Origin of the sequence: Microbacterium paraoxydans (assembly GCF_018224615.1) — a bacterium.
Lineage (GTDB): Bacteria > Actinomycetota > Actinomycetes > Actinomycetales > Microbacteriaceae > Microbacterium > Microbacterium paraoxydans_B.
Genome location: NZ_JAGTUK010000003.1, coordinates 484,255 through 503,979, shown reverse-complemented (window position 1 = coordinate 503,979; position 19,725 = coordinate 484,255). Strand labels below are relative to the sequence as shown.

General features: G+C 68.7%; 19 protein-coding genes and 1 tRNA gene. 13 read left to right on the top strand and 7 right to left on the bottom strand.

From position 1 onward, the window contains the following. Nucleotides 1–2: 2 nt before the first annotated feature. The gene (locus KE274_RS12590; protein WP_211544227.1) at nucleotides 3–830 is read right to left on the bottom strand and encodes an SGNH/GDSL hydrolase family protein; all 828 of its coding nucleotides are present in this window, start codon (nucleotides 828–830) and stop codon (nucleotides 3–5) included. Between the two features lie 145 nt (nucleotides 831–975). Here KE274_RS12590 and KE274_RS12585 point away from each other — a divergent pair, with 145 nt between their 5' ends. Next, nucleotides 976–2,718 (top strand): DEAD/DEAH box helicase, encoded by a 1,743-nt coding sequence (locus tag KE274_RS12585; protein WP_211544225.1) that lies wholly within the window; start codon nucleotides 976–978, stop codon nucleotides 2,716–2,718. Between the two features lie 129 nt (nucleotides 2,719–2,847). Continuing rightward, nucleotides 2,848–3,945, top strand: coding sequence for a VIT1/CCC1 transporter family protein (locus tag KE274_RS12580; protein ID WP_211544223.1), 1,098 nt, complete (start codon nucleotides 2,848–2,850; stop codon nucleotides 3,943–3,945). Between the two features lie 53 nt (nucleotides 3,946–3,998). On the opposite strand, the gene KE274_RS12575 is transcribed toward KE274_RS12580, so the two are convergent. Then, nucleotides 3,999–4,081: transfer RNA gene (locus tag KE274_RS12575), tRNA-Leu, on the bottom strand. A 113-nt stretch (nucleotides 4,082–4,194) separates the two neighbouring features. Here KE274_RS12575 and KE274_RS12570 point away from each other — a divergent pair. Further along, nucleotides 4,195–5,490, top strand: a complete 1,296-nt coding sequence (locus KE274_RS12570) for a M20/M25/M40 family metallo-hydrolase (RefSeq protein ID WP_211544221.1) — start codon at nucleotides 4,195–4,197, stop codon at nucleotides 5,488–5,490. 49 nt (nucleotides 5,491–5,539) lie between these two features. Further along, nucleotides 5,540–6,364 (top strand): undecaprenyl-diphosphate phosphatase, encoded by an 825-nt coding sequence (locus KE274_RS12565; protein ID WP_211544219.1) that lies wholly within the window; start codon nucleotides 5,540–5,542, stop codon nucleotides 6,362–6,364. 15 nt (nucleotides 6,365–6,379) lie between these two features. Here the strand turns inward: KE274_RS12565 and KE274_RS12560 are convergent, their stop codons facing one another. Further along, nucleotides 6,380–7,228 carry a PAC2 family protein gene (locus KE274_RS12560; RefSeq protein ID WP_211544958.1) on the bottom strand — a complete coding sequence of 283 codons (849 nt, stop codon included), beginning with the start codon at nucleotides 7,226–7,228 and terminating at the stop codon, nucleotides 6,380–6,382. Between the two features lie 122 nt (nucleotides 7,229–7,350). Here KE274_RS12560 and KE274_RS12555 point away from each other — a divergent pair, with 122 nt between their 5' ends. From KE274_RS12555 to lnt, 9 genes are read left to right on the top strand one after another with little or no spacing between them, the layout of a single operon-like run. Then, on the top strand, nucleotides 7,351–7,998 hold the full coding sequence (locus KE274_RS12555) for an HAD family hydrolase (protein WP_211544957.1): 648 nt from the start codon (nucleotides 7,351–7,353) through the stop codon (nucleotides 7,996–7,998). Continuing rightward, a complete protein-coding gene (locus KE274_RS12550; protein WP_211544217.1) occupies nucleotides 7,995–9,008 on the top strand; it encodes a tRNA (adenine-N1)-methyltransferase in 1,014 nt (337 codons plus the stop codon). Before KE274_RS12555 ends, KE274_RS12550 begins: the two co-directional genes overlap by 4 nt. 10 nt (nucleotides 9,009–9,018) lie before the next feature. Continuing rightward, a complete protein-coding gene (locus tag KE274_RS12545) occupies nucleotides 9,019–9,951 on the top strand; it encodes a hypothetical protein (RefSeq protein WP_211544215.1) in 933 nt (310 codons plus the stop codon). Then, nucleotides 9,951–10,943 carry a helix-turn-helix transcriptional regulator gene (locus tag KE274_RS12540; RefSeq protein WP_211544213.1) on the top strand — a complete coding sequence of 331 codons (993 nt, stop codon included), beginning with the start codon at nucleotides 9,951–9,953 and terminating at the stop codon, nucleotides 10,941–10,943. Before KE274_RS12545 ends, KE274_RS12540 begins: the two co-directional genes overlap by 1 nt. Beyond that, on the top strand, nucleotides 10,940–11,923 hold the full coding sequence (locus tag KE274_RS12535; RefSeq protein WP_211544211.1) for a helix-turn-helix transcriptional regulator: 984 nt from the start codon (nucleotides 10,940–10,942) through the stop codon (nucleotides 11,921–11,923). The genes KE274_RS12540 and KE274_RS12535 overlap by 4 nt, the downstream gene beginning before the upstream one ends. Nucleotides 11,924–11,968: 45 nt before the next feature. Further along, entirely contained in the window at nucleotides 11,969–12,205 is a 237-nt protein-coding gene (gene tatA / locus KE274_RS12530) for a Sec-independent protein translocase subunit TatA (RefSeq protein WP_211544209.1), read from the top strand. A gap of 57 nt (nucleotides 12,206–12,262) precedes the next feature. Beyond that, nucleotides 12,263–13,021, top strand: a complete 759-nt coding sequence (gene tatC / locus KE274_RS12525) for a twin-arginine translocase subunit TatC (protein ID WP_211544955.1) — start codon at nucleotides 12,263–12,265, stop codon at nucleotides 13,019–13,021. Next, on the top strand, nucleotides 13,018–15,492 hold the full coding sequence (locus KE274_RS12520) for a DEAD/DEAH box helicase (protein WP_211544207.1): 2,475 nt from the start codon (nucleotides 13,018–13,020) through the stop codon (nucleotides 15,490–15,492). The genes tatC and KE274_RS12520 overlap by 4 nt, the downstream gene beginning before the upstream one ends. 11 nt (nucleotides 15,493–15,503) lie before the next feature. Then, the gene (gene lnt / locus KE274_RS12515; protein ID WP_307872208.1) at nucleotides 15,504–17,033 is read left to right on the top strand and encodes an apolipoprotein N-acyltransferase; all 1,530 of its coding nucleotides are present in this window, start codon (nucleotides 15,504–15,506) and stop codon (nucleotides 17,031–17,033) included. On the opposite strand, the gene KE274_RS12510 is transcribed toward lnt, so the two are convergent. From KE274_RS12510 to KE274_RS12495, 4 genes are all read right to left on the bottom strand, one after another. Continuing rightward, nucleotides 17,030–17,413, bottom strand: a complete 384-nt coding sequence (locus tag KE274_RS12510; protein WP_136032364.1) for an RNA polymerase-binding protein RbpA — start codon at nucleotides 17,411–17,413, stop codon at nucleotides 17,030–17,032. The genes lnt and KE274_RS12510 overlap by 4 nt on opposite strands. A gap of 119 nt (nucleotides 17,414–17,532) precedes the next feature. After that, nucleotides 17,533–18,309 carry a glycerophosphodiester phosphodiesterase family protein gene (locus KE274_RS12505; RefSeq protein ID WP_211544205.1) on the bottom strand — a complete coding sequence of 259 codons (777 nt, stop codon included), beginning with the start codon at nucleotides 18,307–18,309 and terminating at the stop codon, nucleotides 17,533–17,535. Further along, the gene (locus KE274_RS12500; protein ID WP_211544203.1) at nucleotides 18,306–19,235 is read right to left on the bottom strand and encodes an SPFH domain-containing protein; all 930 of its coding nucleotides are present in this window, start codon (nucleotides 19,233–19,235) and stop codon (nucleotides 18,306–18,308) included. The genes KE274_RS12505 and KE274_RS12500 overlap by 4 nt, the downstream gene beginning before the upstream one ends. A gap of 8 nt (nucleotides 19,236–19,243) precedes the next feature. Continuing rightward, entirely contained in the window at nucleotides 19,244–19,717 is a 474-nt protein-coding gene (locus KE274_RS12495; RefSeq protein ID WP_211544201.1) for an NfeD family protein, read from the bottom strand. Nucleotides 19,718–19,725: the final 8 nt, after the last annotated feature.

The following is a 19,725-nucleotide window of genomic DNA, read 5'->3' as shown; positions in this document are numbered from 1 at the left end:
GCTCAGCTGCGGTCGGGCAGGATGACCGGACTCGGCTCGGGGCGCTTGGCGGCGATGTTGTCGCCGGACGACTGGTGCCGGAGGCGTCGCAGCACCCAGGGTACGAGGTGCTCCCGCGCCCAGCCCAGGTCCTCGGCCCGTGCGGCGCGCCAGGTGCGCAGGGGGACCGGTTCCGGTTGCATGGCCTCCAGGTCGTTCGGGACGTTGAGAGCGCGCAGCACCATGCGGGCGACCTCGTGGTGGCCGAGGGCGTTGTAGTGCAACCGGTCGTCGTCGAAGAACCGCGGGTCCTGCACGACCTTGAGCGCCCACTGGTCCGCGACGATGCAGTCGTGCCGCTCCGCGATCGCGCGCACGTTCTCGTTGTAGATCGCGACCTTCCCGCGGAAGGGCCGGAACACGGGCGTGAACCCGGTATCGATCCCGGTGAAGAGGATCACCGCGGCGCCCGTGGACGACAGGCGCGCCACCGCGTCGTCGAGCTGGGCGGCGATCGCGTCGGGGTCGGTGCCGGGGCGGATGACGTCGTTGCCCCCGGCGCAGATGGAGATGAGGTCGGGACGCAGCGCGACAGCGGGTTCGACCTGGTCGGCGACGATCTGCGCGATCAGCTTGCCGCGCACCGCGAGGTTGGCGTACGCGAAGTCGTCGACCTGCTTCGCCAGGACCTCGGCGACCCGGTCGGCCCATCCGCGGTGCCCTCCCGGGTTCAGCGGGTCGGGGTCGCCGATGCCCTCGGTGAACGAGTCGCCGATGGCGACGAAACGCCGCCACGGGTGCGGTGTGTCGTTGGGGACGTAGGGGCTCCTGGTCGATTCCTGGTCGCTCATGCGGCTCTCCTTCGCGGGGCTCGCGGGCGGCGATCGGCCGCTGCGCAGTGACCGAGCCTACCCGTCGGGGGTACCGCGCGGGCGGACGCGCGCGGCGATCGCGTCGGATGCCTCGGTGTCTGCGGCAGCGATTATCGTGGAGTCGATGCTCTCTCCGTCCTTTCCTCAGCGCGCCCCGTGGGGAACGGCGAGCAAGCTGCGCGCGTGGCAGCAGGAGGCCCTCGACGCCTACTTCCAGGCTGACCAGCGCGACTTCCTCGTCGCCGCGACACCGGGCGCAGGCAAGACCACCTTCGCCCTCACCCTGGCCGTCGAACTCATGCGCATGGGCGAGGTCAACCGCGTGATCGTGGTCGCTCCGACCGAGCACCTCAAGACGCAGTGGGCCGATGCGGCGGCGCGTGTGCACATCCGCCTCGACCCGCGTTTCCGCAACAGCCATTGGGCGCCGGCTCGCCACTATCACGGCGTGGTCGTCACCTACGCGCAGGTAGCGGCGAAGTCGTCCGTGCATCGGCACCTGACGGAAGACGCCAAGACCCTCGTGATCCTCGACGAGGTGCATCACGGCGGCGACGCGTTGAGCTGGGGCGATGCGATCCGCGACGCCTACGGGCCGGCGAAGCGCCGCCTCCTCCTCTCCGGGACGCCGTTCCGCAGCGACACGGCGCCCATCCCCTTCGTGGAGTATCTGCCCGACGAGACCGGGGCGCGGGTCTCGAGCACCGACTACGCATACGGGTACGGGCGTGCTCTCGCCGACGGCGTGGTCCGCCCTGTCCTGTTCCACATGTACGCGGGCAAGATGCGGTGGCGCACCAGTGCGGGCGACGAGCTGGAGACGCATCTAGGGCAGGACAACACGAAAGACGTGACGTCCCAGGCGTGGCGCACCGCCCTCGACCCCGAGGGCGACTGGATGCCCGCGGTGCTGTCCGCCGCGGATCGTCGCCTCACCGAGATCCGGCACCACGTCCCGGACGCGGGCGGGCTCGTGCTGGCGACCGACCAGACCGTGGCCAGGGCATACGCGAAGATCCTGCACAGCATCACCCGAGAGCAGCCGACGATCGTGCTCTCCGACGACGCCACAGCATCCGAGCGGATCGAGAAGTTCTCCGCCGGCACGCAACGGTGGATGGTCGCGGTGCGGATGGTGTCCGAGGGCGTGGACGTGCCGCGGCTCGCCGTAGGCGTGTATGCCACGTCGTCGTCGACTCCGCTGTTCTTCGCCCAGGCGATCGGCCGCTTCGTGCGTGCTCGCCGGCGTGGGGAGGCGGCCAGCGTCTTCCTCCCGCACGTGCCCGTGCTCATGAAGCTCGCGAACGAGATGGAGAAGCAGCGCGATCACGCACTCGATCGCGGGTCGAAGGACGAGGACGGCCTGGACGATTCTCTGCTGGAGAGCGCGAACCGTGAGGAGGAGACCTCCGACGCGCTCACGCAGGAGTTCAGCTACCAGGCGATCTCCTCGGTCGCGCACTTCGACCGCGTGGTGTTCGAAGGCAAGGAGTTCGGCCAGCTCGCGGAGCCGAACACCCCGGAGGAGGAGGAGTTCATCGGCTTCCCGGGGCTGCTCGAGCCGGAGCACGTGCACGAGCTCCTGATGCAGCGGCAGGCACGGCAGTCGCGGCATCGGGAAGTACGAGAGGCCGCCGAGCCGCCGACGGCGACCAGCACGCTCCCGGCGCCACTGCATCGGACGTTGCGCGAGCAGAGGCAGCTCTTGAACAGCCTCGTCGGGCTCTATGCGCGGCAGTCGGGACAACCGCACGGGGCGGTGCACGCCGAGCTTCGGCGCATCTGCGGAGGTCCGGCAGTAGCGCAGGCCACGGTGACGCAGTTGCAGTCGCGCATCGAGGTGCTGCGCAAGCGCGTACGTTCCTGAGGGCACGGAAGGGTCGCTTCGGATCCCCGAAATGCTGGCAATCGGTGCCAGGACGGGGTCGCGCGCGGTTCCCGCGGATAGCGTGGAACGGTTGCCCGCGCACCGGGCACCGTGATTTCTGGAGGACCCATGACTGCCCCTGTCGCCGCCGAATCGACAGCTTCGGATCGCCGCCGATGGGCGCGCTACCTCGTGGAGGAGCGTGCCGAGGGAGCCGTGTACAGTCGCCTCGCCGCCCGCCGGACGGGGGAGGAGCGCGCGATCCTGCTCGGGCTCGCCGAGGCCGAGCGCCGGCACGAGAAGCACTGGCTCGACCTGCTCGGCGGTGAGCCGCGGCGGCTTCCCCGTGCGGGTCTCCGCTCACGCCTGCTCGGCTGGATGGCCGGCCGTTTCGGCTCGATCTTCGTGCTCGCGCTGGCGCAGAGTGCAGAGGCGCGGTCGCCGTACGACGCGGAGCGCTGGGCGACGCCCGCGATGCGCGCCGACGAGAAGGTGCACCACGAGGTCGTGCGTGGTCTGGCAGCGCGTGGGCGGAGACGACTCTCCGGCTCTTTCCGAGCGGCCGTGTTCGGCGCGAACGACGGTCTGGTGAGCAATCTGGCGCTCGTGCTCGGCATCGGCGCGACCGGCGTGAGCTCGGGATTCGTGCTGTTCAGCGGGATCGCCGGGCTGCTGGCGGGGGCCCTGTCCATGGGGGCGGGGGAATTCGTGTCCGTACGATCGCAGCGCGAGCTGCTCGCTGCCACCGAGGCCAACGAGGATGCTGCGGCGTCCGCCGCCGACCTCGACATCGACGAGAACGAACTGGCGTTGGTGTACCGTGCCCGCGGCATGGATCAGGCGGAGTCGCTCGCCCGGGCACGCCGCATCGTGTCGGCGGCGCAGGAGGGCGTGCGACGCTCCGCTACGGGGCCGGTCGCGATTCAGGGCGGCGACGACCACGAGATCGTCGGCAGCGACTGGACGGCCGCGATCTCGAGCTTCCTGTTGTTCGCCTCGGGCGCGATCGTGCCGGTGTTGCCGTGGATCTTCGGGCTCGAGGGCCCGACGGCCATCGTGGTGGCGCTCGTGCTGGTCGGCGTGGCGCTGCTGAGCACGGGAGCGATGGTCGGTGTGCTGTCGGGCGGCCCGCCCCTGCGGCGCGCTCTGCGTCAGCTGGCGATCGGCTTCGGGGCCGCCGCGATCACCTACGCGCTCGGGCTGCTGTTCGGCGTCGGGGCGGTGTGACGGAGGAGGTACGACGAAGGCCCCGGATCCGTGATCCGGGGCCTTCGTGTCTGTGCGCGGAGGGGGACTTGAACCCCCACGCCCTATCGGGCACTAGCACCTCAAGCTAGCGCGTCTACCATTCCGCCACCCGCGCAGGTGTGGGATGTGTCGTTGCCGACCGAAGAATGACATTAGCACGTTCTGAGGGGGCGATCGAACCGAGCGCGACGCCCGGGCGTGGCTCGCCGCTTCGATAGCCTGGGTCGCATGACCGATCCCTCCCTGCCCGAGGTCGCGCGCGTCGCGGGCGACCTCATCCGCTTCGACACCTCCAACTACGGCGGCGGAAACGCGAAGGGGGAGCGGGAGGCCGCGGAGTACGTCGGGGCCTATCTGGAGGCGCTCGGGCTCCCGGTCGAGTACTACGAGCCGGTGCCTCGGCGCACCAACGTCATGGCGCGGGTGCCCGGACGTGACGCGAGCAAGTCGGCGCTCGTCGTGCACGGTCACCTCGACGTGGTGCCGGCCGTCGCAGAGGACTGGACCGTGGACCCGTTCGCCGGCATCGTGCGTGACGGCATGCTCTGGGGTCGCGGTGCCGTCGACATGAAGAACATGGACGCCATGATCCTCACGTCGGTGGCCGACCTCCTTCGTGCGGGGGAGCAGCCGGAGCGCGATCTCGTGCTGGCGTTCTTCGCCGACGAGGAGAACGGCGGGGTCGAGGGCTCGGCGCTGGTCGTGAAGGACCGCCCGGACTGGTTCGCCGGGGCGACGGCGGCGATCAGTGAGGTGGGCGGCTACTCGATCTCGGTCGATGACCGCCGCGCATACCTGCTCCAGGTGGGGGAGAAGGCACTGATCTGGATCCGACTGGTCGCCACGGGGCGAGCGGGCCACGGGAGCCGTCTTCACGAGGAGAACGCGGTGACGAGGCTCGCCGAGGCCGTTGCCGCCATCGGTCGCACGCGCTGGCCCATCCGGCTCACGCCGACCACCGCGGCGCTCCTCGAAGGGCTCAGCGCCCTGACCGGGCGCAGCGCCGACGACCCGGACGCACTGGCGGCGGCTGCCGGTCCGGCCGAGGCGTTCCTGCGCTCGACGTTCCGCACCACGACCAACCCCACGGCACTGACCGCGGGCTACAAGCACAATGTGATCCCCGAGCGCGCCGAGGCTCTGATCGATGTCCGCGTGATCCCCGGCACCGAGGACGACGTGCTCGCGGAGCTGCAGGCCATCGTGGGAGACGACGTACGCATCGAGACGGTGGTGCGCGACATCGGGATGGAGACGCCATTCTCGGGTGACCTCGTCGACGCGATGGTCGCGGCTCTCGGGCGCCACGACCCGGGCGTTCCGGTGATCCCGTATCTCCTCGGCGCGGGAACCGACAACAAGGCGCTGGCGTCTCTCGGCATCACCGGCTACGGCTTCGCCCCGCTGCGCCTGCCCGCCGACCTGGATTTCACGGGCATGTTCCATGGAGTCGACGAGCGGGTACCCGTAGACTCACTTGTCTTCGGTCAGCGGGTGCTGGCCGATCTGCTGCGCACGTACTGAGTGGCGCTCGGCCCCCTCCGTGCCCTCCCCGAGACTTGAAGGCCCTGTCATGCATCTGTTCGAAGCGCTCATCCTCGGAATCGTCCAGGGACTGACCGAATTCCTCCCGATCTCGTCGAGTGCCCATCTGCGCATCCTCGGCACTTTCCTGCCGTCGGGGGAGGACCCCGGGGCGGCGTTCACCGCCATCACCCAGATCGGCACGGAGGCGGCCGTCGTCGTGTTCTTCTGGCGCGACATCGTGCGCATCGTGTCGCAGTGGTTCCGCTCGCTCGTCGGCTCGGTACCGCGCAACGATCCGGATGCGCGCATGGGCTGGCTGATCATCATCGGCAGCATTCCCATCGTGGTGCTCGGGCTCCTGTTCCAGGACCAGATCGAGACGGTGTTCCGGTCGCTGTGGCTCGTGGCGATCATGCTGATCCTGTTCGGCATCCTGCTCGGGATCGCCGATTACGTGGGCGCCAAGCGGCGCAAGCTCGGGGACCTTACGTACCCGCACGGCATCGCTTTCGGTTTCGCGCAGGCGCTGGCCCTCATTCCCGGAGTGTCGCGTTCGGGCGGCACCATCACGATGGGATTGTTCCTGGGCTATGAGCGCGCGGCGGCGGCGCGCTATGCGTTCCTGCTCGCCATCCCGGCGGTGTTCGGAAGCGGCTTCTACCAGCTGTTCAAGAGCTGGGACGAGCCCTCGTTCTTCTCGTTCGGCGACACCCTTGCGGCGACCGGCATCGCCTTCGTCGTCGCCCTCGGCGTGATCGCCTTCTTCATGAACTGGATCTCGAAGCGCAGCTTCCTGCCGTTCGTGATCTACCGCATCCTGCTGGGCGGCGTGCTGCTCGTGCTGCTCGGCATGGGGGTCATTCCCGCCTGACGCCGGGAGCTCTGATCAGCGCTTGCGGTCGCCCGGCCCGTCGTCTCGGCGGCGGAGGTAGCGCTCGAAGGCCTGGGCGATCGCATCACCCGAGGCATCGGGGGAGTCCCAGGTGTCGCGCGTGCGCTCCAGCTGACGGATGTACTCCGCCATCTCTTCGTCTTCAGAGGCTGCAGCGTCGATGGATGCCTCCCACGCCGCTGCCTCAGTGCGGAGGTGCCGGCGATCGACGTCGACCCCGGTGAGCTCTTCGAGCCTGTCGAGCAGGGCGAGCGTCACCTTCGGTGAGGGGGCGGCGGACGCGACATAGTGGGGCACGCTGGCCCAGAGACTGACCGAGGGGATCCCCGCGTTCTCCGCGAAGTGCTCGAACACGGTGAGGATGCCGACCGGCCCCTCGTACACCGAGCGCTCCAGTCCGTGGGCCTCGCGCACCTGGTCGTTCTGACTCGAGGCGAAGATCGAGATGGGGCGGGTGTGCGGCACATCGGAGAGCATGGCGCCGAGCGTCACGAAGCCGGTGACATCGTCCCGCAGTGCGACATCGATGAACTCCGAGGCGAACGCCTGCCAGGTGCGGGCGGGCTCGGCCCCCGTCAGGAGCCAGAACTCGGGTCCCGGTCCGGGGTTCCGCGGCCGCCACAGTCCCGCCTCCGGCCAGGTGAGCTGACGCCGTCCCTCGGCATCCAAGCGGGTGGCGGGACGCGTGTACTGGTAGTCGAAGTACAGTTCGGGGTCGACCGAGTGCACCAGGTCGTAGTCGCCGGAGGACCGCAATGCCGCGATCGCGCCACTGGCGGCTTCGCCCGCGTCGTTCCAGCCGTCGAAGGCGGCGATGACGATGCGGGGACCGAGGACATCCACCATGTGCTCCCATCGGGTCGGCGATTCCGGTCACCCCAGGCTAGTCCGCGGCGAGGGGATGTGGGCCGCGCCCGGCTAGCATGGGTTCAGTGAGCAGCAAGCCCCGCGCGGTCCTCTGGGACATGGATGGAACACTCGTCGACACCGAGCCGTACTGGATGGCGGCCGAGACCGCGCTGGTCGAATCGTTCGGGGGGACCTGGACGCATGAGGACGCTCTGCGACTCGTGGGCAGCGGGCTCATCGACAGCGCGATCATCCTGCAGGAAGCGGGGGTGGAGATGGATCCGGAGGCGATCGTCTCCCACCTGACCGACGCGGTGCAGCAGGCGCTGCGCAGCCAGGGCGTGCCGTTCCGCCCCGGTGCCCGTGAGCTGCTCAGCGACCTGCGGGCCGCCGGCATCCGCACGGGTCTCGTGACGATGTCGCTGCGCCGGATGGCGCTGGACGTCGTGGATCTGATCGACTTCGAGGCGTTCGATGTGGTCGTCGCGGGCGACGACGTGGACAACCCGAAGCCCCACCCCGAGCCGTACCTGCAGGCGGCGGCTCTGCTCGACGTCGACATCGCGGAGGTCGTCGTCATCGAGGACTCGCCGACCGGCGTGCGCGCGGGCCTCGCGTCCGGTGCGCTCACGCTGGGAGTGCCCCACATCGTGCCGCTCGACGGCCTCGGCGCGCACGAGCTGTGGCCGACGCTGCACCTCCGCAGTGCGGCGGACATCGTCGAGCTGTTCGGCGCACGCACGATCACGGAGGCGACGCGATGACGACGACGCAGCGACCGAGCGGTCCCTTCCGCGAGGGCGACCGGGTGCAGCTGACCGGTCCGAAGGGGCGCCTGCACACGGTGACCCTCCGGGAGGACGGCGAACTGCACACCCATCACGGTGTGCTGCGGCATCGCGATCTGATCGGTCTCCCCGACGGCTCCGTCGTGGCGAACAGCTCCGGGCACGAGTACCTGGCGCTGCGGCCCCTGCTGCGCGACTTCGCGATGTCGATGCCGCGCGGTGCCGCGATCGTGTATCCGAAGGACGCGGCGCAGATCGTGATGCAGGCGGATGTCTTCCCCGGGGCCACGGTGGTGGAGGCGGGCGTCGGCTCCGGCGCCCTGTCTCTGTCCCTGCTGCGAGCGATCGGTCCGGCGGGAACTCTGATGTCGTTCGAGCGGCGCGAGGAGTTTGCCGATGTCGCGCGGAGCAACGTCGAGACCTTCTTCGGGGAGACCCCCGATACCTGGCGCGTAGTCGTGGGCGATCTGGTCGAGGCTCTGCCGCAGGAGGTCGAGCCGGGGTCGGTGGACCGGGTCGTGCTCGACATGCTGGCGCCCTGGGAGTGCATCGACGTGGTGGCCGAGGCACTCACGCCCGGCGGGGTCGTGCTGTGTTACATCGCTACCGCCACGCAGCTCTCGAGAGTGGCCGAGTACATCCGCGGAACGGGTCTGTTCACCGAGCCCGACGCGTCCGAGACCATGGTGCGCGGGTGGCACGTCGAGGGACTCGCGGTGCGCCCGGACCACCGGATGGTCGCGCACACGGGCTTTCTGCTGACGGCGCGGCGGCTCGCGCCCGGTGCCGTGGCACCGTCGGTCAAGAGGCGCGCGTCCAAGAGCAGCTACAGCGACGCGGACGTCGAGCTGTGGACGCCGGGGGCCGTCGGGGACCGGGAGATCACCGATAAGAACCTGCGCAAGCGGGCCCGGGAGGCGGGCAGGGCTGCCGAAGGCGCGCGCCAGGCCGCCGCGTCGCGCGAATCCGAGCAGTCGACGGAATAGACTGGAGCGCGTGCGTAAATCGTCCGCCGTTCTGGCCACCCTCAGTCTCGCCGCCGTCGCTCTGACCGGGTGCAGCGTGGCTGCGCCTTCCGCCGACGCTTCCTGCGATCGGACGAGCCACGCGAATGGCATCGGCGACGCCGTGACGGTCGAGGGCGACGTCGGCTCGGCACCCGATGTCGAGATCTACAGTCCCCTCCGCCTCACCGAGACCTCGTTCACCGACGCCGTGACCGGTGAGGGGCGGCGCATCGTCGACGACACGCAGCCCCTCATCATCCAGCTCTCGATCTACAGTGGTGAGACGGGAGAGCAGGTCTTCAAGACCTCCTACGACAGCGACAGCACCCGCGCGTCCAGCATCGACTCGTGGGCATCGCAGGCGCCCGGGCTTGCGGAAGTCCTCGAGTGCGCGACCGCCGGCACACGCGTCGTGGCCGGCCTCACGCCCAAGGACTTCGGTGCCGCGAACCTGCAGGGCTTCGGGATGGCGGAGGACGACATCGCGGTGTTCGTCGTCGATGTCGTGAAGGCGTTCCACTCCCGCGCCGAGGGCTCGCTGCAGTTCAATGACGCTCAGGGGATGCCGACGGTCGTCCGCGCCCCTGACGGGACCCCCGGCGTGATCATCCCCGACAGTGCCGCGCCGAAGAAGCAGGTCGTGCAGAACCTCATCCTGGGCGACGGTGAGAAGGTCGCGAAGGACGATGCTCCGCTCGTGCATTTCACGGCCGTGGGGTGGGACGACAAGAAGGTGATCCAGAGTTCCTGGGGTCAGCAGGCCGTCGACCAGATGGCGCAGATCGCACCGCCCGTCGCCGAGGCCCTCGTCGGGCAGCCGGTCGGCTCGCAGGTGCTCGTCGTGCTTCCGAAGACCGAGAATTCCGTCGCGATGGCCGTTGTCGTCGACATTCTCGGCATCGCCCCCGCCTCCGCTCCCTGATGGCCGCCCGAATCCCTGCCGAAGAGCGCCTGACGAACCTCGTCGTGGCGCTGATGGCGACGGAGATCGGGCTCACGAAGCAGCAGATCCTCGACAATGTGTCGGGGTACCGGCAGCGGGCCGACGCGGGCACACGCTCGGACGCCCTTGAGAAGATGTTCGAACGAGACAAGGACGAGCTCCGCTCGCTCGGCGTTCCCATTGAGACGATCGGTGACGCTGCCGACCCCAACGATCTCCGGGAGGCCCGGTATCGCATTCCGCAGGCGGAATACGATCTGCCGAGTGACATCGAGTTCAGCGCGGCCGAGTTGGCTGTGCTCCGGCTCGCGGGAAGTGTGTGGAGCGCCGAATCGGTGTCGGGCGATGCGCAGTCCGGTGTGCGGAAGATTCGTGCGCTGGGTATTGACGGTGACGAGCCCATCATCGGGTTCGCGCCGCGCATCACGACACGCGATCCCGCGTTCGCACCGCTGCAGGATGCGATCGAGCGCAGTCGGGTCGTCTCCTTCGACTACCTGAAGCCCGGAGAGGACGCTCCGCGCCGCCGACGCATGCGACCGCTGGCGCTGGTGGACTACGAGGCACGGTGGCACGTGTATGGCGTGGACGTCGATATCGAGGAAGACCGCACGTTCCTGCTGAGTCGTATCGTCGGTGATGTCGCCGTCGGCACGACCTCGTTCGATCCCGCGCTGCGCGAAGGGGCGGGGGAGCGGGCGCTGAGCGGACTCGAACAGGTCGCGGCGGCGAACTCCGCCCTGCTCGAGGTCACCCCTGGTACCGAGGCCTCCCTGCGTCTCGGACGACGCGCGACGCCCGCGGCGCAGGGCATCCGGGTGCCGTTCGTCGACCTGCACATCCTCGCCGATGAACTCGCCTCATATGGACCCGAGGTGCGCGTGGTGGAGCCGGCACCGCTGCGAGACGCGGTGGTCGCCCGTCTGACGGCGGTCGTGGACGCACATTCCGGTGAGGGGGTGCGCGCATGAGCCCGCAGCAGAAGCCGCTCCTGGCTGCTGACCGGGTCCGCCTCTACCTGACGCTGGTGCCGTACCTGCTGGAGCACGGGCAGGTGTCCCTGGTGGAGGCGGCTGAGGATTTCGGGGTCACGCCGCGGGAGATGCGCGCGATGGTCGAGAAGCTCACGGTGATCGGTCTGCCCGGCGAGGCGGGTTTCTGGCAGCAGCCGCAGGAGATGTTCGACATCAACTGGGACCTGCTCGAGCTCGAGGACGTGATCGAGATCACGAACGACGTCGCCCTCCGGCGGGTGCCTCGGTTCACCGCTCGTGAGGCGGCCGCCCTGCTGGCGGGGCTGCAGATGGTGGCGGCGGTTCCCGCGGTGTCCGATTCCGGCCTCGTCGCCGGACTGATTTCGAAGCTGTCGCGCGGGGCGGCGGACGCACCTGCGGACGTGGTCGTCGCGCCGAGTGCGGTCGACGAGGTGCGCGCCGTGGTGTCACGCGGGCTGCAGGAGGGCGTCGCCGTCTCCTTCACGTATCAGGCGCCCGACGCCGCGCCGATGACTCGCACGGTCGACCCGGTCCAGATCCTCATCACGAACGGTCAGTGGTACCTGCAGGGCTGGTGTCACATGCGCGAGGCCATGCGCACGTTCCATCTGGATCGCGTGAGCGAGCCCACGCTCACGGACATTCCGAGCACCCACGGGGGCGATCAGGTTCCCGAGGCCTTCGCGGGGCTGGAGGACGAGGGCGAGGTCACGGTGCGGGTGCCGGAGCGAATGGCCCCGCTACTCAGCGGCTTCCTGCCTGCCGAGGCCCTGGAGCCCGCAGGTGGCGTGGTCACGGCGCGCCTGCATCTCGCGGATCCGCGTGGCATCAAGCGCCTCGCCGCACGGTTCGGCGGTGCGATGGAGGTGCTGGAGCCGGGTGTCGCTCGGGTGGCAACGCGCGAGTGGGCGGCGGCGGGACTCGCGCTCTACCACCAGCCCGAAGCGCAGGATTGATCTGTAGACTGGGGCGGAAAGCCCCCCGACGACGGGAATGTCGATATGTTCGCTGGAATGCAAGGCTGGCACCTGCTGATCGTGCTCGCCGTCATCCTCCTTCTCTTCGGCGCTGCGAAGCTGCCGGCGCTCGCCAAGAGCATGGGCCAGTCTGCCCGTGTGTTCAAGGGTGAGATGAAGGCGATGAAGGAAGAAGATGCGACGCGCGCCGAGTCCGCCGCCGCTGAGCCCACCTCGGTGAAGGACACGGGCGTCGAACCCGAGACTCCGCCTCGCGCCTGACCGGCCGTGGCAGCCATCGAACCGACCGTGAAGCCGAAGGCCGACCGGGATCGGCGGATGTCGCTGGGCGCGCATCTCGTCGAGCTGCGGAAGCGTCTCATGTACGCGGCCCTGGCGCTGGTGGTCGGCATGGTGATCGCGTTCATCGTTGCGGACCCGGTCATCCACTTCATCACGGAGCCCATCCGGATCATCACCGAGAAGCGTGGTGATGACTTCAGCGCCCTGAACTTCGGCACGGTCACCGCGGCCTTCGACATGCGGATGCGCATCGCGTTCTCGATCGGGCTGTTCCTCTCCGCGCCGGTCTGGCTGTGGCAGGTCTGGGCGTTTATCATGCCCGGCCTCACGCGCAAGGAGATCAAGTACACGGTCGGCTTCGTGCTCGCGGCCGTTCCGTTGTTCTTCGCCGGCTGCTACCTGGGCATCATGATCATGCCGCACGTGATCGAGCTCATGTGGAGCTTCACCCCTGAGGGCGGCACGAATTTCTACTACGCGCAGGAGTACTACGACTTCGTCTTCAAGCTGATGATCGTGATCGGCGTCTCGTTCGTGCTGCCGGTGTTCCTCGTGGCACTGAACCTCGCCGGTGTGATGTCCGGTCGCGCGATCCTCAAGGGCTGGCGCGTCGCCGTGCTGATCGCGACGATCTTCGCCGCCCTCGCCACTCCCGCGGCGGATGTCGTGAGCATGCTGATGCTGGCGGGCATCCTGATCGTGCTCTTCTTCGCGGCCGCGGGGCTCTCGCTGCTCTTCGACCGCCGCAAGCGGAAGAGGGACGCCGCCGCCGGCATCGTCCCGGACGCCGCATGAGTTCGCCATCGGATCGCTACGCGCAGGCCCAGGAGGCCGCGAGTCATCCACAGACCGTGGCGTTCGCTGCTCGACAGCGGTTCCAGCTCGACCCGTTCCAGGTCGCCGGGTGTCATGCGCTCGAGAACGGACGCAGCGTTCTGGTGGCGGCGCCCACCGGCGCGGGCAAGACGATCGTCGGTGAGTTCGCGATCCACCTCGCGATGCAGAGCCCGACGGACAAGGCGTTCTACACGACGCCGATGAAGGCGCTGTCGAACCAGAAGTTCCGTGAGCTCGTCGAGGTCTACGGCGCCGAGGACGTGGGACTCCTCACGGGCGACACGAACATCAACGGCAATGCGCGCATCGTGGTCATGACGACCGAGGTGCTGCGCAACATGATCTACGCCGATTCGGCGGCGCTCCGCGATCTGCGATACGTCGTGATGGACGAGGTGCACTACCTCGCCGACCGCTTCCGCGGTGCGGTGTGGGAAGAGGTCATCATCCATCTCCCGCAGCGGGTGCGCCTGGTGTCGCTCAGCGCGACCGTGTCGAACGCAGAGGAGTTCGGCGACTGGCTCGACACGGTCCGCGGCGACACCGAGGTGATCGTGTCGGAGGTGCGACCGGTGCCGCTCGAGCAGCACGTGCTCGTGCGCGACGACCTGCTCCCGCTGTTCGACGATCGGGCGGGGCTGGCGACCGCGCAGGTCAACCAGGAGCTGATGCGCATCCGCTCCTTCACCGGTTCGACCTACGAGGCGAACCGACAGGCGCAGTCGTATCGCAGCAACCGCCATGCTGGGCGGCAGGCGCAGCGGCCGCCCCGAGGCGGACGTCGTCCCGTGCGCTCTGCCAATGCCCGCCGCATCGAGCGGATGGACCGGCCTGACGTGGTCGAGCTGCTGGAGCGGTCGAACCTTCTGCCGGCGATCTTCTTCATCTTCAGTCGCGTGGGTTGCGATGCCGCGGTCCAGCAGGTCCGGCGCGGGGGCATCCGGCTCACCACCAACGAGGAACGGGCGGAGATCCGCGCGATCGTGGAGGATCGTACGCGCACCCTGCAGGACGAGGACCTCGGCGTCCTCGGCTACTGGGAGTGGCTGGACAACCTGGAGCGCGGTGTGGCCGCCCATCACGCCGGATTGCTTCCGGCGTTCAAGGAGGTCGTCGAGGAGCTGTTCCAGCGCAAGCTCGTCAAGGTCGTGTTCGCCACCGAGACGCTCGCACTCGGCATCAACATGCCGGCGCGGACCGTCGTGCTGGAGAAGATGGAGAAGTTCAACGGCGAGGCCAGGGTCGCGATCACCTCCGGTGAGTACACCCAGCTCACGGGGCGGGCGGGACGGCGAGGGATCGACGTCGAGGGCCACGCGGTCGTGCAGTGGACCGAGGGCATGGACCCGCAGGCGGTTGCCGCTCTCGCGTCTCGGCGCACGTATCCGCTCAACTCCAGTTTCCGTCCGACGTACAACATGGCGGTCAACCTGATCGATCTGTTCGGCAAGGTCAGGGCCCGTCAGATCCTCGAGTCGTCGTTCGCTCAGTTCCAGGCCGACCGGGCGGTGGTCGGCCTGGCGCGTCAGGTGCGCGAGGCCGAGGAGTCCCTGGCCGGTTACCGCTCGGCGATGGCCTGCGAGCACGGCGACTTCCCGGAGTACGCGGCCATCCGGCGCGAGCTGAGCGACCTCGAGAAGAAGAACCGTCAGGACGCGAATGCGCCACGGGCCGCGCGAGACAAGCGGATGAAGCGCATCCAGTCGCTGCGCACGCAGATGCAGCGTCATCCCTGCCATCGCTGCCCGGATCGCGAGGCGCACGCACGCTGGGCGGAGCGCTATTGGAAGCTGAAGCGCCAGACCGACCGTACGCGCCGCCAGATCGAGACCCGCACCGGCACGGTCGCACGCGTGTTCGACCGCGTCGTGGAGGTGTTGGAGACCCTCGACTACCTGCACCGCGACGGCGAGGAGACGGTGCTGACCGAGGCGGGCCGCACCATGCGGCGAATCTACGGAGAGCGCGACCTGCTCGTCGCCGAGTCGCTGCGTCAAGACCTCTGGAAGAACCTCGACGCCCCGTCCCTCGCCGCCATGGCCTGCTGTCTGGTGTACGAGCCGCGCAGGGACGAGGCGAACACGGGGGAGCGGGGACTGCCCCGAGGGCCGTTCCGTGCCGCCTACGATCGGACGACCGCACTGTGGGCCGAGCTCGACGATCTCGAGCGCGACCATCAGCTTCCCGGCAGCGAGCCCCTGGCCGCAGGCCTTGCCGGTGCGATGCACACCTGGGCGCGAGGCGGCGCCCTGGACCGTGTGCTGATCGACGCCGACATGGCCGCGGGTGACTTCGTGCGCTGGGCCAAGCAGACGATCGACCTGCTGGATCAGCTCTCCATCGTCGCTGAAGACGCCGCACTCGCTCGTACGGCGCGCCTTGCCCTCGACGGAGTACGACGCGGCATCGTCGCCTACTCGTCGATGTGAGCGTGAGCACCGTGCCTGAACCGTCCGTCGCGGTGCGCCCGCGCGCCCTGCTGCCGTTGTGGGCTGCCGTGCTCGCCGCGGTCGGCGCAGCGGTGCTGATGGATCTCGCGTTCCCCGAAGCGGGCGTATGGGTCCTCGCCTTCCCCGCGACCGCGTTGCTGCTGCTCGCGCTGATCGGTCGGCGCGCAGGCGGCGCTCTTCTGGTCGGCCTGGTGTACGGCGTCGCGTTCTTCGGGCTGTTGGTGTCGTGGACCTCTCGCTATCTCGGGCCGCTTCCGTGGGCGGCGCTGAGCGTGGTGGAGGGAGCACTGACCGCTGTCGCGCTGATCCCCATCGCCCTGGCCTACCGGTGGCTGCCGCGCGCGTTCCCCGGCTCCGTGGGGCGGCTCCTCGCGCTGCCGACGGTGGTCGCGGCTCTCTGGGTCGGGCGAGAGCTGTTCCTCGGGTGGTGGCCCTACGGCGGCTTCCCGTGGGCGCGGCTCGGGATGAGCCAGGCCGAGAGTCCGCTCGCGTCCATGACCTCGTGGGTGGGCGTCAGCGGGCTGAGCTTCCTGATGGTGCTCCTCACCGCGATGCTCATCGAGGTCGTCCGTACCGGTTCGTGGAGGCGTCCGTGGCGCCTGCTCGCACCCGCGGCGCTTGTGGTCGCGCTCGTGTTCACCCCGCTGTTCCCCACGGCGCCGACGGGGACGATGCGCATCGGTGCGGTGCAGGGGAACGGACCAACCGGTTACTTCGACACCCGAGAGCCGTTCTCCGTGATTCAAGCCCAGACGGAGGCGACCGAGCCGCTGTACGGCGAGGACCTCGACCTGCTGGTGTGGCCCGAGGGTTCGCTCGACGGCGATCCCGCGGAGAGCACCGCTCTGGCACGACGGATGACCCTTGTCGCCAACCGCGTGGGAGCGCCGCTGCTCGCGAACGCGGCCACGGGGCGCGGAGACCGCTTCTACAACACCTCGATGCTCTGGACTCAGGACGGCGAGGCCACCCAGACGCACGACAAGCGTCACCCGGTCCCGTTCGGCGAGTACGTCCCGGATCGCGCCTTCTTCAACGCGCTCGTCCCCGATCTCATCGGCCTGATCCAGCGCGAGTACACCCCGGGAACGAATGCGCCGATCATCGACGTCGACGGCGTGAAAGTGGGTCTGGCGATCTGTTTCGACGTGATCTACGACGATGTGATCCTCGAGGGCGTCGGAGATGGCGCGCAGGTCCTGGTGTTCCAGACCAACAACGCAGACTTCCGTGGGACGGACGAGAACTTGCAGCAGCTCGCGTTCGCGCGGATGCGAGCGATCGAGACCGGGCGCAGCGTCGTGAATATCTCGACGGTCGGCACGAGCCAGGTGATCCGTCACGACGGCCGGACCGTCACCAGCCTGGACGCAGATGAGGCCGGGGCGATGCTCGAGGATGTCGAGCTCCGCTCCGGCCTCACGGCGAGTGTCGTTCTGGGCCCCTGGGTGCAGCACGTGCTGCTCTGGGGCGGTCTGGGCGCGCTGGTGTTCGGGTGGTGGCGCGCCCGTCGGCGTTAGGCGCCGATCTTCTCCCGGGTGGGGTCCTCGCCAGCACCGCGGCGGGCACGGATGAAAGCAAGACGCTCCTCCAGAAGCTCTTCGAGCTCGGCGCGGGTGCGGCGCTCCATCAGCATGTCCCAGTGGGTGCGAGCCGACTTCTCGTCGCTCGCCTCGATGGTGACGGACTGGCCATCGACCTGCAGTCGGGCCTCGGCGCCGCATGCGCGGCACTCCCAAGTCTGCGGGGGCTCGGCGTCAGCCGCGAACATCAGGGTGGTGTCGTGTCCGCACGTGTCACAGGTATAGGTTGTCTCACGGCGCTCCATGAAAACGACGCCCTCTTCGCTCTGTAGGCTCTGGGCGCCGAGTCGGATGCCGCGCAGGCTGCGATCTGCCATTGTGTGGTCCTCTCGTCGCTGTCAGGTATAACGCTCGAGCCTGTGCACTTCATCCACGCAGGCGCGATCTCGGTGGTATTCACAGTGGAATCCCAGCGCCGGAGGACAGGTGCGGCGTGTCAGGCCGGGCGGAGTGCAGACATCGCCAGGTCACCGCGGTCGGAGACGATCCCATCGACCCCCATCGCCACGAGGCGACGCATGTCATCGGGGTCGTTGACCGTCCACACGTGGACCTCGACCCCGGATCGCTGAGCGGCGCGCAGCAGCGCAGAGGTGAGAACGGTGACCGCACCGTGCCGCTCCGGAATCTGAAGGGCGTCGATGCCCCGCAGCACGCGCGCGGGGGAGAGGCGGAGGGCGGACAGCGCGCGCGCGGATGCGATCGTGCGGCTGCCGGCCGAGGTCGCGGGCCGCAGAGCGGCGCCGGCACGCATCACCGACTCGAGCGTTGCTCGACGGTTCGCGTCGGAGAAGCTCGTCACGAGGACCCGGTGCGCGTGCGGAGCCAGGATCGGGCCGAGAGGGTCGGACGCGGACGCTGTCTTGACGTCTATGTTGAAGCGCACATCGGGAAAGGAGGAGAGCGCATCGGCGACCGTGAGCAGACCGCCGTGATCCGCGAACAGGTCCCGGAGTTCTCGCGTGCGAACGTCGCTCACGGCACGAGCATCGCCGGCGAGGCGCCGAAGGTCAGGGTCATGCGCGAGAACGACGTCGCCATCAGCCGTCACCTGGCAGTCCGTCTCGATGTACTCGATGCCTGCGGCGTGCGCGGCGGCGAAGGAGGCCGCGGTGTTCTCCCAGATCCCGGACGCCCCGCCGGAGGCTGTGACCAGGCCGCGGTGCGCGAGGATCCGGGGAGAACCGGCCTTCGTGAAGAAGGGATGGGTCACGCGCGGGGCGGGGTCTCGCCGAGCCCCTGACCGGGCTTCGGCGTGAATGCGCTGCCGATACCCTTCAGTGCCTCCGTCAGTTCGCTGGGGACGATCCAGAGCTTGTTGGACGGACCCTCGCTGATCTTGGGGAGCATCTGGAGGTACTGATAGGCGAGGAGCTTGTCGTCGGGCGCTCCCTGGTGGATCGCGCTGAACACGTTCTGGATCGCCTCGGCCTCACCCTGGGCGCGGAGCACAGCGGCTTGCTTGTCGCCCTCCGCGCGGAGGATCTCCGCCTGTCGCAGGCCCTCCGCCTCGAGGATCGCCGACTGCTTGGTGCCCTCAGCCGTGAGGATCGCCGCACGACGGTCTCGCTCTGCCCGCATCTGCTTCTCCATCGAGTCCTGGATGGACACGGGCGGGTCGATCGCCTTGAGCTCGACGCGGCCGACGCGGATGCCCCACTTGCCGGTCGCCTCGTCGAGCACCACGCGCAGCTGTCCGTTGATGTTGTCGCGGCTCGTCAGCGCCTCTTCGAGGTTGAGACCACCGACGACGTTACGAAGCGTCGTCGTGGTCAGCTGCTCGACAGCGCCGAGGTAGTTGGCAATCTCATAGGTCGCGGCCCGCGCATCGGTCACCTGGAAGTAGACCACGGTGTCGATCGAGACCACGAGGTTGTCCTCCGTGATCACCGGCTGCGGCGGGAACGACACCACCTGCTCACGCATGTCGATCAGCGGTCGAAGCCGGTCGATGAATGGGACCAGCAGATTCAGACCGGGTGTGAGGGTCTTGTGATACCGCCCGAGCCGCTCGACGACGCCCGCGGTGGCCTGCGGGATGATGCGGATGGCTCTCGCGATCGTGACGATCACGAAGATGATGACCGCGATCACCAGAATCCAGATGATCACCGTGGGGATGAACGATGCGTCGTCCACGAGTTCTCCTAGTCGTTGAGGGGGCGGACGATCGCCGTCGCGCCGTTGATGGCGGTGACAGCGATCGGGGCACCCTGGGGGATGGGCACGGGCGAGGACGCGCGGGCGGTCCACGTGTCGCCGTTGGCGAGCTTGGCCTGACCGGAGACCTGCGTGATCTCACTGAGCGCGAAGCCGCGCAGGTCTACCAGCGCTTCCACGTTCGACCGGGTCGGATCGGCGCCGCGGTGCAGTCGACGAAGCAGCGGAGGGCGGAGGAAGAGGATGAAGAGCGCGGCAGCGGCGGCCGCAATGATGATCTGGATCCAGACCGGCACCCCGAGGAAGTCCGTGACGAGTCCGACCACGCTGCCGAAGCTCAGCATCAGGAAGGTGAAGTCCAACGACAGCATCTCGATCACGAGGAAGACGGCGATCAGGACCACCCATCCGATCCACGCCCACTGGTCGATGAACACGACGAAAGTCGAGAAGTTGTCCATTCGGCCTC